The sequence below is a fragment of the Pantoea sp. SGAir0215 genome (assembly GCF_043543215.1).
Window position 1 is genome coordinate 2,791,305 of the sequence record NZ_CP028031.1, and the last position, 13,404, is coordinate 2,804,708.

Genomic DNA, 13,404 nt, shown 5'->3' on the forward strand with positions numbered 1-13,404 from the left:
ATCCGCTTAATGGGCAGGCGAAGGCCTCAGTCGGCAACGTTGACCGAGCAGGTGCTTAACATCCGCCAGTGTGTCGGCAGCACACGCGTTTCTCCCGTTACCGTTACGGTGCTGACGCCATGAATATCACGGCACGAGGAACCTGTCTGCAACTCGAACTCTCCCGGTTCGACAATACGTTTACCATCGCCACGGGTAAAGTTGAGCATATCGACAGGAAGCGTAAAGCACAGTTCGGCTGACGCGCCTGGCGCCAGCGTGACGCGCTGAAACGCTTTCAGTTCCTGAAGCGGGCGTACCCGGCTGGCGATTCGGTCACGAACATAGAGCTGGACCACTTCGCTGCCCTGCCGTTCACCCCGATTGGTCACGGTGATCCGCAGGCGGATCTCGTCATCGATCGCGACCTGATCCTGTTCAGGCTGAGGCGCGCCCCAGTCGAACGTCGTCCAGCCCAGACCGAAGCCAAACGGATAGCGTGCGCCAAAATGAAACGCGATAGGCGTTCCACCGCTTTTCAGTTTGTGGTTGTAATAGAACGGCATCGCGCCGACGTTTTTCGGGATACTGACCACCAGTCGCCCCTGCGGTTCTGCCCGCCCCGTCAGCACATCGGCAATCGCCCAGCCGCCTTCCTGGCCCGGCGCCCAGGCGAGCATAAAGGCCGCGACGCGCTCCTCCAGTCCTTGCAGGTTGTAAGGTCGCCCACCCGTCATCACCACAATCAGGGGCTTACCTGTGGCGGCCAGCGCCTCCAGCAGCGGCTGCTGAACGCCGGGCAGAGTCAGGCTGTCGGTATCCGATCCTTCGCCTACGGTGCCGCTTTGAAACAACCCCGCCAGATCCCCCACGCAGGCAATCACGACATCGCTTTGTCGGGCAACCTCAACCGCCTCGTCAATCAACCCGGTGTCCTGAGACACCGGCGACTGCTGCATTGGTTTCGCCCCGCTGTCCCCCGGGAAAACCGGCGCACCGGCGGTGCGGGTTTCAATGATATGGCACCCTTTGGCATAGCGGACCTGCTGTTCACCCAGATAGTGTTGCATTGCGGCCAGCGGCGTGGTGACCTGCGATGTTTCTTCCAGCATATCGCTGATGATCAGGTGAACCGGAAAACTGTAGCCGCTCAGCAAAGCCAGCGGATCGTCAGCACAGGGCCCGACTACCGCCACGCGCGCGCCGGTTTTCAGCGGCAGAATCCCGTTATTTTCCAGCAGCGTAATTGACTGTGTGGCGACCGTACGCGCTACCTGACGGGTTTCCTCGTGCTGAAGACAAATGTCCGCTTCACGGATGTACGGATCGTCGAATAACCCCAGGCGAAATTTTTCTGTCAGGATACGGCTGACAATACGGTCAATCGTTTCCATCGACAGCAGTTGACGGGATACCGCCTCGGCCAGATGACGCGCGCAGTCATCCTTAGGCAGTTCGACATCCAGACCGGCATTAAACGCCAGTGCCGCCGACTCCGCCGCATCCTGCGAAATGCCGTGATGCTGATGTAGCAAACTGACGCCGCCATAGTCCGCCACGATAAGGCCATCGAATCCCCACTGCTCCCGAAGCACGTCGGTCAGTAAAAAACGATCGCTGTGGCTGGGTTGATTATCGATGTCATGGTAAGCGGGCATGACCGAGCCGGCATTAGCCAGCTTTACGGCCATTTCGAACGGCAGCAGGAACGTGTCGTTCAGTTCGCAAAAACCGAGATGGACAGGCGCATGATTGCGCGCACCTTCGCTAAATGAATGGCCTGCATAGTGTTTGAGCGTAGCCAGCAGATCGCGCCGTTCGCCCTGTAAACCTTCGACATAGGCCGTTGCCATCACGCCCACCAGCCAGGGATCTTCTCCAAAGGTTTCTTCCGTTCTGCCCCAGCGGACATCCCGTGACACATCCAGTACCGGAGCCAGCCCCTGCTTACAGCCAACGGAACGCGCTTCGGCACCAATATGCTGTGCCGCCCGTTTCACCAGCCCGGCATCCCAGGTAGAACCGTAGTTAAGCGAGGACGGAAAGAGCGTAGCGCCTTTGCAGAGTAAACCCACGAGGCACTCCTCATGAAACAGGGCCGGGATGCCAAGGCGCGAGCCTTCAACCAGGTCGCGTTGTAAACGGTTCGCGGCACGCACGCCAGTGACGGCATCAACAATGTGCGTGCCCAAAGGACGGGTAATCTGACCGACGCCGTGCGTTAACTGCGCCTTCAGGATGGTGTGTTCGCTGACGCCCGTGAAGTCATCGCTCAAATCGCTTCGCGGCTGATGATTGCCCTGTTCATCCAGGATGAGCCAGTAGGCGTGCATCTGGGCGAACTTCTCTTCGGCCGTCATGCGCGACAACAGATCGTCTACGCGTATGTCAATGGGCTGATGAGGATCCTTATACATCTCGGTCATGTTTCTCTCCTTTCGCTGAGATCAAATTGTGTTTTCAGCATCGTGTCGGGCTTCTGCGGCGCGTTTTGCCGCCAGCGCTTCGGCAATCGCATTGACTCGCGGGCTGTTAAGTTGATAGAAAAAAAGCAGAAGCAGCATGGCGATAAACAGCACGCCGGGGATGATGTTATGCATCAGGTTGATGGTGGTAATGACCTGGGGTGACTGTGCAGCGACGCCGGGTTGGTAGTGCACCAGACCGAGGATCCAGCCCACGACGGCACCGCCCATGGCCAGGCCAAATTTGATGGCAAATAAGGCGGTCGAGAAAACCAGGCCGTCGAGACGTCTGCCGCTGCGATGTTCTTCATAATCCACGACGTCAGAAAACATATTCCATTGAACAGGCGTGGTCAGATTCTGAACAAAGCCAAAAACAATATTTAACCCAATGATTAACCAGACCTGGGACGGTGGAATTAAATAAATGACCGTCAGAAAGAAAACAAAACTGACAAGACAGACCTGATAAGCACGAATGCGGTCGAATTTTCCTAATATACGTTCTGATAAAAATGCACCGCATAATGCGGCTATCATGCCCGTCACAATAAAAGTAAAGACCAGGTCAGGTCGCCGTAAGACATAATTCATGTAATACAGAGTCGATGAGCCGCGCGTCACGACGGCGGTCAGAAGCAGGATGTTAAAAATAATAATGATGCGCCACTGATTGTTTTTAGCGAGCAGCTTGAGATCCGACCACATTGACCCCGCTGTATCGTTGTGGGGTAAATAACGCTCACGCGTCATAAAGAAGCAGCAGTAGATTAACACCACGCCCAGAAATCCCATCAGGCCCATGGCGTAAAGGTAACCCTTTGCCTTGTCTCCCTGCCCCAGCAATTCGACCAGCGGCAGGCCGATCACCGTGACCACCAGTCCGCCGATAAACGCACAGGCAAACCGCCAGGATTGCAGCGAATGGCGCTCGCGTGGATCCAGGGTCAAGGCTCCGGGCATCGCGCAGTAAGGCACATTGACAGCAGAATAAATAAAACTGAGAATTGCATAGGTGACGCAGGCATAGACAATTTTGGCGGTCGGGCCTGCATCCGGCACGTAAAAGGTGATCAGGCAACTGACGCCGAACGGAATCGCGAACCACATGAGCCACGGGCGAAAACGGCCATGACGGGTTCGGGTACGATCGACCAGTGCCCCAATACAGGGATCGACAAACGCATCGGCCAGGCGCACCACTAAAAACATGGTGCCCATAATCGCGGCCGGTAAGCCGAACACATCCGTGTAAAAATAGGCCAGAAATAAGGTGGCGGTTTGCCATACCATCGAACTGGCGGCATCACCGATGCCGTAACCCAGTTTTTCTTTCGTTTTAAGCTCAGAGGATATAGTCATTATAATTCGCCTTATAATTCGGTAATTACCTGTCTTAATCAGCTATCCCTGGCCCACGCGCAGGCAGGCCCGGCTCAAGTATTAGTAAACTGCGCCAGGTCAACAATTACCGAAATTAACAGCCAAATTATGATTTTTAGTTTTTTCTGTGGTTTGTGATACAGGACATATTGATTACTCTCTAATATAAAATTTTACGCGAACCGGGGATGAAAAATAGCGATGCGCATCTGGCATTAATCTGTTAAATGCCCCTTTAGCACAAACCGACTGGGAAAATATGCATTTTTGAAATAGTATTGTTTAGTTACTATTTGTATTGTGTTCTGCCGCGTTATGACAAATAATATCCCTTCAGGGACAGTTTTACCGCTTGAGACGCTTTATCCTGCCCATTGACAGACAGAAAACGACGCCATTCGCTCGAATAATGGTTAATTAACTGAACGTCATAGTGAAAAGCTTGTAAAATCAGTGCAGGATAACCGCGAGGGCCGCAGTAACTTTTAAGAGGAAATGGAATGCTTGAACTGTTTGACGTCAGTTACGAAGAACTGCAAACCACCCGTTCAGAAGAACTTTATAAACTTCGCAAGAAAACATTTAGCGATCGTCTGGGATGGGAAGTCATTTGCAGTCAGGGAATGGAGTCCGATGAATTTGATGGGCCCGGTACACGTTATATTCTGGGAATCTGCGAAGGACAATTAGTGTGCAGCGTACGTTTTACCAGCCTCGATCGTCCCAACATGATCACGCACACTTTTCAGCATTGCTTCAGTGATGTCACCCTGCCCGCCTATGGTACCGAATCCAGCCGTTTTTTTGTCGACAAAGCCCGCGCACGTGCGCTGTTAGGTGAGCACTACCCTATCAGCCAGGTCCTGTTTTTAGCGATGGTGAACTGGGCGCAAAATAATGCCTACGGCAATATCTATACGATTGTCAGCCGCGCGATGTTGAAAATTCTCACTCGCTCTGGCTGGCAAATCAAAGTGATTAAAGAGGCTTTCCTGACCGAAAAGGAACGTATCTATTTGCTGACGCTGCCAGCAGGTCAGGATGACAAGCAGCAACTCGGTGGTGATGTGGTGTCACGTACGGGCTGTCCGCCCGTCGCAGTCACTACCTGGCCGCTGACGCTGCCGGTCTGATAAGATCCAGTTCTACACCCAGTCTGATAGCCTGTCGGGCGTTACTGACGCCCAGTTTCACAACCACATTCTTGATGTGAAACTTCACGGTACTCACAGAAATGCCCGTAATAGCGGCAATCTCAGCATAGGTTTTGCCCATACTCGCCCAGTACAATACCTCATTTTCACGCGAGGAAAATATCGTTTTGTCCGCGCTCTGATTTAACGCCGGGGCTCGCTCGCCTTCGGTACCGGCCAGGCGGTACATCTGCTCGTTAAAATCAATCAGCAGCATCTGCATCGTGCCCTGTTCGGCAGCAAGGCGTTGCTCCAGCGCAGCCTGATCGTTGCCTTTAATGATCACGGACAACAGAGCAAGGTTGTTCATGTGGTCGTGCAGGACATAGGTAAAGCCGTTAACGATGTTGTATTGCTTGGATAAAGAGAAAATTTTGGTGAACCGCAGGTCGGACATCAGCGTAATATTCTCATCCCAGGCAAACGGCGAGGTGCGTTTAAAGGCCGTGAGAATAACCGGATCGGTCAGCTGAAAGTTGTTAGCGCGGTATAACCTAATCCATTCGTCAGGATAACTGGAAATAATCAGAACATTTGAAGGATTTTTTTTGCTCACAACAGTGTAAGCGTAATCCGGACTACCCAGCGGAGATAACTTTCTCTGTATGTAAGTCTGAAGCGTATCCGTTATTGTTTGATTTTCAAGGAAAAAAGAAAACATTCAGGCTCCATGCTGCTTCTTTTACTTAACGTGGACTTAACCTGCACTATAGTACAGGTAAGATGATACTTAAGAGTAACTTACAATGAATCATTCAGAGGTTACAATGGCTTCAGTTGTTTAGCGGTAAAAAAAAACCTGACCTGTACGGCCAGGTCGCTAAAACAGCCAACACCAGGGAAAACGTCCGGCCAGACGTCACAAAATATAAAGTGATGCTGGCCGGGACACTCATAGTAACATCTTTGAAACATTTGTACAAACATTCACGGTTACTCAATCTGCAGCAATTCTCCCCCTTAATGATTGTTAATACAATCTCTTATTTTCTCCCGTAATAACTGCTAGTTTCTCAGCCACTTAGGCGCTATTCCCCTTTCGTGCACGCCCTCTCTGTTTCCTGTCAGGCTGGTCTGCGCCCCTGAATGCGGCCCCGCTGGCCCTATATTCCACTGTTTCCGCTGCGCTTATCGGTAAATTCAGGGGATTAAAAACGTCTTTTTGCCGTTTTTTAACTGCCTGAGCGCAAATAATAAGCATTTGAATGTGACAAAAATCACATCTGTGCCAGGCTTAAGTTCTCTGACACGACTGTTTAAGGAGCTTACGCATGACAACGTCAAATAAGGCTATTCTCGATCCCGATCGTTTCCCGAAGCCGCCGTTCAGACAGCAGCCGCAGCAGGCACCCGGCCTGGCGAGCGAAATGGACCCGCCACCCGACCACGGTGAAACCAGCTATCGTGGTCACGGTCGTCTGACTGGCCGTAAAGCCCTGATCACAGGGGGAGATTCCGGTATCGGTCGCGCTGTGGCCATCGCCTATGCACGTGAAGGTGCCGATGTGGCAATTAACTATTTGCCAGAAGAAGAGTCCGATGCGGCTGAAGTGATTAAACTGATTGAAGCCGAAGGCCGTAAAGCCTTCGCCATTCCCGGCGATCTGCGTTCTGAAGCCTTTTGCCAGGAACTGGTGAATGAAGCCGCCGACAAACTGGGCGGACTGGATATTCTGGTCAATAATGCCGGACGCCAGCAGTTTAATGAATCCATTCGTACGCTGAGCACCGAAGATTTCGATGCCACCTTTAAAACGAATGTTTACGCGCCCTTCTGGTTAACAAAAGCGGCGCTGGCTCACCTGCCGCGCGGTGCAGCGATTATTAATACCTCATCTGTGCAGGCGTTTAAACCCAGCGATATCCTGCTAGATTATGCGCAGACCAAAGCCTGTAATGTAGCCTTTACCAAAGCGCTGGCAAAACAGCTGGGGCCGGAAGGCATCCGCGTGAATGCCGTTGCGCCAGGTCCGTACTGGACACCGCTGCAGCCCAGTGGCGGCCAGCCGCAGGAAAAAGTGGAACAGTTTGGTGCTGATGCGCCTCTGGGCCGTCCCGGTCAACCGGTTGAAATCGCACCGCTCTATGTCACTCTGGCTTCCGATGAGTGCAGTTTTGCCTCCGGCCAGGTGTGGTGTTCAGACGGCGGTACAGGCACAGTGTAACGCATCGATCTCCGTCGATATGATGGCCGCCCTGTGCGGCCATTTTTAGTTCAGTCCGATGCCAGCATAGCCATGATGGCAACCGCCGCTTTGATACGCTCCGGATTGGGATAGTTTTTATTGGCCAGCAGGATTACCCCGCTGTTTTGTTGCGGGACGAACGCGATATAGGCACCAAAGCCCTTTGTGGAGCCGGTTTTGTGCACCCAACTGGCGCGATCCATGGGTTGAGCCGGGCTCAGAATGGTCGCGGGCTGTGTGGACAGCGCGGCCTGACTGTCACTGGCGGCAACAATCGTCTGGCTGTCAATGGGCCAGGGGTAAATTTCCCACCCCAGCCCCTGATACAGTTCACCTGCGCGCAGGTAACGAGACTGCGCGGTCAGAATGCCATTGCGCAATGCCGTATTCCCGGACGACAATCCATTAGGATTCGCATTGGCCTGCATAAAAGCCATCACGTCGCGCGCGGTGGACTTCACGCCGCTGGTCTCTGCTGACAGCATACCCGGCGAGACGCGTACCGGTTTACCGTCCTGATAACCCCAGGCGTAATCAAACATCATCGACGGGGGCACCGTATAAAAGGTGCGTGTCAGCCGCAACGGCGTGATAACGTCCTTTTGCATCGCCTCCTCAAATTCCCCCTTCACCATCAAATAGCCCAGCAGACCAATACTGACATGAGAATAGTGACGCTGTGTACCCGGCGCGGCGTCCGGTTGCCACTGCTGCGCGTAAGCCAGTAGTTCATCCTGACTGGTTACCTCATCGGGCAGATGTAACGGCAGTCCGCCTGCGCTGTAGGTGGCAAGATGGACCATCCGTCGGCTTTGCCACTGCGGGCCGTTTAACGCGGGCCAGTAGCGGGAGACCGGATCGTTCAGACGCAGCGCACCGTTACGAATCAGCACGCCCGCCAGCACGCCCGTGAATGTCTTACTGACGGACCCCAGTTCGAACAGCGTATTTTCTGTTACCCGCCGGTCGCTCGCGGTATCGGCCACACCAAAGTTAATGTACTGAGGGCGACCTTTATACAGCACGCCGACCGACATGCCGGGAATGCCCTGCTGCGCCATCAGCGGATCAATCACGCTTTTCACCCGTTCGGCGATGGTCTGAGACGACAAGTCAGCCGCCTGGGCGCTGGCGGTAAACGCAATCAGTAATGCAGTGAGAAAAGATTTCATCAGTACTCATTCAGGTGACAGGTTATTGACACTGTGCCGCACAGGATTGCACACAGAGCTGTGCCTGAGTACTGCAGTCACTTGAGTTTCGCGTATTACAATGAGATTGCTCAACATAACAGCGAGTCTGACAACTGGAGAGATCACATTTCGCCGCGACGGGCGTGAGTTGCGGCAACGGTGTGCGAGGGGGAAACGTGTGAGCGGGCTGCGCCAGGGCGCTGCTGCCCATGAAGCAGGTCAGCAGCAGAGCATACAAGTTTTTCATAACCGATCTCCAGAGATATGCGTCAGACAAGTATGATGACTCTGACGCATAACGTCTGGTAAATCTTGCTAAATTGAGAGCGCGGGCGGATGTTCCACGGCCTGGACCACGCCACGGCGATAAATATCGTTCAGTCTGGCGCAATACTGACGCGGATCATGCTGCTGCTTGATGCGCAGAATCGCGCCCTCGCCTTTTTCCGTTAACTGCTGTGGCTGCGCAAGAATGTCCAGCAGGGTTGTCTTAATGCCGTCTATTAATGCCCGACGTAGCCGGTGTTTCTCGGCTTCGCTGTTGACCTGATATTCGCGGTCATCGTTGAGTTCGCCATCAATCAGCCAACCGGCGGTGGGCGGATTAATTTCAGGCAACGCACGAACGTTACTGGTCAATACCGGACAGCCGCTGGCCTGCATTTCCAGTACGGAAAACCCGTAGGTTTCCTGCCAGGTCGGCAGCAACCCCACATCGGTTTGCTGGAACAACTGCATCAGTTCACGATTATCCTTGCGGGAATGGTGCGTGAAGCAGGCATGGCGCTTGATGCGATCTTCAATGTCCCGATAAAAGGCGTCGTTATCCTGGAAAGCACGATGGGCAACATTATGACGTTTCGTCAGCTCACCAATCAACTGAACGTCGAGTTGGCCAGCATCAATCTGTCCCGTTTCAATCAGCTCGCTGATGGCCAGCACGACTTCTGCGCCGCCTTTACGGTAAAACTCGTTGCCAACAAACACCAGGCGGAGTTTATCGCTTTGCCGTGGGCGCTTCTGTTGCGTAAACAGGGTTTGCGGTGGATGCATCACCAACGTTTTTGCGCGAATTTTCGCGGCGACATCGGGTTTAAACAGCTTCATCTGAATATGTAAGGTGGCATCGGAAATGGCGATCAGGCCAAAACAGTTATCCTTGAGCAAATACGGAATCAGTTGTTTGAGTTCAGGATTATCCTGCTTGGCGACGCCCGCTACAGGCAGAACACGCGGCAGCTCAGTCTCGAAGGTCGCGACCCAGTTCATGGGCGTAATGGCGACTTCATTAAACAGATGCAGGATATCGGGCTTCTCCCCCATTGCGAAGGGCACGGGGACAAACACAAAGCGTTTATTCTTCTTGAGTAAACGTGTACGCAGCGGATTGAGGAAATAAAACAGGTTGCGCTTTTTCAGGTTGATGTAGTGATTGTCCGGATTCACCAGGATATTGCGCTGCTCCGGATAGTGCGTATTGCTGATGCCAATTTTCATGAAAGATTCCGAAGTCGTTGTCATAGGGCGTGATCTATATCACGCTCTGAATTGCATGTTTCATAGGCAACATCTTAAAAGCGCGTGGTTTATGTGGTTTACAGAATATTCCTGCACTGGTGCGGTGCGGACTTTTGCACGGTTTGCGTGCAGGCTGAAAAGATTATTCCTCAATATCAGCGAGTTGCATCCTGTTCATGCGGGTTGCCGCCTTTTCATTGCCTGGAACAAAAATTGCAAGATATGACGCAATGCAAAGGAGAGAACATATGAAAGCGATCGTTATCGGTGGCGGAATGGGCGGCATGACGGCGGCCCTCGCGCTGGAGCAACAGGGTTTCCAGACGGAAGTCTATGAGGCGGTAAAAACCATTCGGCCCGTCGGCGCTGCGATTTCGGTCTGGCCAAATGGCGTGAAATGCCTGAATTCGCTGGGCCTGAAAGACAAAGTCCGCGCGCTGGGGGGTAATATGGCCTTTATGGCCTATAAGGATGCATTGTCGGGTGAAACCCTGACACGGTTCAGTTTATCGCCGCTGGTGCAGCAGGTAGGTGAATTCCCCTATCCGATTGCCCGCGCCGAGTTGCAGGCCATGCTACTGGATGCCTACGGCCGCGACAGAGTGCATTTTGGTAAACGTATCGTGCAGGTGGAACAGCACGCCACGGGCGTTGTCGCCACCTTCGAAGACAACAGCCAGGCTGAAGGCGATTTTCTGGTCGCGGCAGACGGCACGCACTCTGTTGTGCGGGACTATGTGCTGGGGGAAAAGCTGCCCCGCCGTTACGCGGGCTATGTGAACTGGAACGGTCTGGTGAACATTGATGAGTCCATCGCGCCTGCGGACCAGTGGACAACCTTTGTAGGGGATGGCAAGCGCGTATCGTTAATGCCGGTAAGCGGAAACCGCTTTTACTTTTTCTTTGATGTCCCGCTGCCTGCGGGGCTGGAACAGGACCGCACTACCGCACGTGACGATTTGCGCCGCTATTTCAGCGGCTGGGCAGCCCCGGTGCAAAAACTGATTGCGGCCATTGATGTGGACACCACCAACCGGGTTGAAATTCACGATATCGAGCCGTTTCAGCGCTTCGTGAAAGGCCGGGTGGTGCTGCTTGGCGATGCCGCGCACAGCACCACGCCGGATATTGGTCAGGGCGGCTGTGCCGCGATGGAAGATGCCATTGTACTGGCTTCAGCCCTGGCTGCGCATTCGCTTGGCATCGAAGATGCGCTGCTGCGTTATCAGGCGCGCCGCGTTGACCGTGTCAAAGACCTGGTTCTGAAAGCGCGCAAGCGTTGTGATATCACGCATGCAAAAGATCCGGTGATGACGTCGGAGTGGTATCAGTCATTAAAAAATGAAACCGGCGAGCGCGTACTGGCGGGCTTGTGCGAGACCATTGAAGGCGGTCCGCTGGGGTAAAAAAACAAAGGGCGGATTCTCCGCCCTTTGTTGTTCAGTCGGCCAGGCCGCGATTTTTTAACATCGGCTCAAGCTTCGGTTCGCCCCCGCGCCAGGCTTCATATAACGCTTTGAGATCACTGCTGTTGCCGCGAGACAGGATTTGCTGGCGGAAAATATCGCCATTTTTGCGCGTCAGCCCGCCGTTTTCGACGAACCACTGGTAGCCGTCATCCGCCAGCATCTGCGTCCAGATATAAGCGTAATAACCCGCGGCATAGCCACCGCCCCAGATGTGCTGGAAATAGCTGGAGCGATAGCGCGGCGGGACGGCCGCCATATCGAGATCATCACTGCGCAGCGCCTGTTGCTCGAATCCGTCAACAGACTGTACCGGCTGACTGCCATCCAGGCTGTGCCAGTGTAGGTCCAGCAACGCGGCGGCCAGCAGCTCGCTCATCTCGTAGCCTTTATTAAACTTGCCCGCCCTGATGATTTTTTCATGCAGCTCGGCGGGCATCGGCTCACCCGTCTGGTGATGGCGGGCATAATGACGAAACACCTGTGGCTCGCTGGCCCAGTGCTCGTTGATTTGTGAAGGGAATTCAACAAAATCACGTGGCGTTGCTGTGCCGGACAGGCTGGGATAACGCTGGCTGGCAAACAGGCCGTGCAACGTATGCCCGAACTCATGAAACAGGGTTATCACCTCATCCCAGCTCAGGAGCGCGGGTTCCCCCTCCGCGGGTTGCGTGTAGTTGCAGACGTTGTAAATCACGGGTTTGCTGTCGAGGAGCGTGGACTGATTAACAAAGTTGCTCATCCAGGCGCCACCGCCTTTACTGTCGCGTTTGAAGAAGTCCGTGTAAAACAGCGCAAGCCCACTCCCGTCAGCATCGAAAATTTCGTACACCTGTACATCCGGATGGTAAACCGGCAGATCGTGACATTGCGCGAACGTAATACCATAAAGCTGCGTGGCCGCCCAGAAAACGCCCTGTTCCAGGACCGTGTTGAGCTCAAAATAGGGCTTGATCTGATTCTCATCTAAATCGTACTGCGCTCGCCTGACCTGCTCGGCGTAGAAATTCCAGTCCCAGGCGCTGAGGGTAAAATCCCCCTGCTGCTTGTCGATCGTTTGCTGAATCGCCGCGGCTTCGCGTTCGGCCCTTGCCCGGGCGGCAGGCACAATATTACGCATAAACGCCAGAGCGGCCTCGGGCGTTTTGGCCATCTGATCCTGCAGTTGCCAGGTCGCAAAACTGGCGAATCCTAACAGCCTCGCCTGTTCGGCACGCACCTGTGACAGCCGAAGCACTAACTGTCGGGTATCGTTATCATCGTTTTTCTCACTGCGCGTCAGGGCCGCATGAAACAGGGCCTGGCGCGTTGCGCGCACCGTCAGCGATTGCAGCGCGGGCTGTTGCGTCGTGTTTTGCAGCACCAACAGCCACGCGTTTTCCAGACCGCGCGCCTTCGCGGCGGCCCTGGCGACGGCCAGATCGGACGCGCTCAGACCGGCTAACTGTTGCACATCCTCGACGACCAGACCGCCGGCCTTCGTGGCCGCCAGCAGCTTATTCGTGAACTGGGTACTGAGCCGCGCCGCCTCCTGATTCAGGGTTTTCAGTTGCTGTTTCTGCGTTTCGGGCAGATTGGCACCGGCAAGCTGAAAGCGCTGCCAGAGAATTTCTACCAGACGTCTGGATTCGGCATCCAGCTGGTTTCGTTGCACATAGACCTGATCGATGCGTGAAAACAGCGGACGATTCAGCATGATCTCATCATTAAGCGCGGTCAGTTGCGGCGTAATCTCTTCATCGATCTGTTGTAAATAGGGGCTGGTATTCGCCGAGGTCATGGCATTAAACACCAGGCTTACCCGGGTCAGCAGCTGGCCACTTTTCTCCAGCGCTTCACAGGTATTCTGGAACGTCGGGGCATCAGCGGATGTCGCAATGGCCAGGACTTCCTGACGTTTCTCTTCGATACCGGCCTGCAGCGCGGGCAAAAAGTCCGTTTCCTGAATCTGGTCAAACGGTGGCGTGTGATAAGGCAGACTGCTGACGCTAAAGAAAGGGTTTTGACGGGCGTTCATAGGC

Annotated in this window: 9 protein-coding genes; 3 read left to right on the forward strand and 6 right to left on the reverse strand. The window is 54.0% G+C overall.

Annotation, left to right across the window (positions count from 1 at the left end; translation table 11 throughout):
- Positions 1-26: 26 nt before the first annotated feature.
- On the reverse strand, positions 27-2,405 hold the full coding sequence (locus C1N64_RS13085) for a glycoside hydrolase family 3 N-terminal domain-containing protein (protein ID WP_394514867.1): 2,379 nt from the start codon (positions 2,403-2,405) through the stop codon (positions 27-29).
- A 21-nt stretch (positions 2,406-2,426) separates the two neighbouring features.
- Positions 2,427-3,806, reverse strand: a complete 1,380-nt coding sequence (locus tag C1N64_RS13090; RefSeq protein WP_054633740.1) for an MFS transporter — start codon at positions 3,804-3,806, stop codon at positions 2,427-2,429.
- Between the two features lie 521 nt (positions 3,807-4,327).
- Between C1N64_RS13090 and C1N64_RS13095 the strand changes: the two genes are divergently transcribed.
- A complete protein-coding gene (locus C1N64_RS13095; RefSeq protein WP_006119202.1) occupies positions 4,328-4,960 on the forward strand; it encodes an acyl-homoserine-lactone synthase in 633 nt (210 codons plus the stop codon).
- On the opposite strand, the gene C1N64_RS13100 is transcribed toward C1N64_RS13095, so the two are convergent.
- Entirely contained in the window at positions 4,932-5,681 is a 750-nt protein-coding gene (locus tag C1N64_RS13100; RefSeq protein WP_039340302.1) for a helix-turn-helix transcriptional regulator, read from the reverse strand. The two genes, C1N64_RS13095 and C1N64_RS13100, sit on opposite strands and share 29 nt — an antisense overlap.
- Positions 5,682-6,291: 610 nt before the next feature.
- On the opposite strand from C1N64_RS13100, the gene C1N64_RS13105 reads away from it, so the two are divergent.
- On the forward strand, positions 6,292-7,185 hold the full coding sequence (locus tag C1N64_RS13105) for an SDR family oxidoreductase (RefSeq protein WP_394514868.1): 894 nt from the start codon (positions 6,292-6,294) through the stop codon (positions 7,183-7,185).
- Between the two features lie 50 nt (positions 7,186-7,235).
- On the opposite strand, the gene ampC is transcribed toward C1N64_RS13105, so the two are convergent.
- On the reverse strand, positions 7,236-8,378 hold the full coding sequence (gene ampC, locus C1N64_RS13110) for a class C beta-lactamase (RefSeq protein WP_394514869.1): 1,143 nt from the start codon (positions 8,376-8,378) through the stop codon (positions 7,236-7,238).
- A 336-nt stretch (positions 8,379-8,714) separates the two neighbouring features.
- Entirely contained in the window at positions 8,715-9,896 is a 1,182-nt protein-coding gene (locus tag C1N64_RS13115; protein WP_054633737.1) for a glycosyltransferase family 4 protein, read from the reverse strand.
- A gap of 269 nt (positions 9,897-10,165) precedes the next feature.
- Here C1N64_RS13115 and hpxO point away from each other — a divergent pair, with 269 nt between their 5' ends.
- On the forward strand, positions 10,166-11,323 hold the full coding sequence (hpxO, locus tag C1N64_RS13120) for an FAD-dependent urate hydroxylase HpxO (RefSeq protein ID WP_058708123.1): 1,158 nt from the start codon (positions 10,166-10,168) through the stop codon (positions 11,321-11,323).
- A gap of 34 nt (positions 11,324-11,357) precedes the next feature.
- Here hpxO and dcp read toward each other — a convergent pair whose 3' ends face one another.
- Complete coding sequence (gene dcp / locus C1N64_RS13125) at positions 11,358-13,400, reverse strand: peptidyl-dipeptidase Dcp (protein WP_367143012.1); 2,043 nt, start codon at positions 13,398-13,400, stop codon at positions 11,358-11,360.
- Positions 13,401-13,404: the final 4 nt, after the last annotated feature.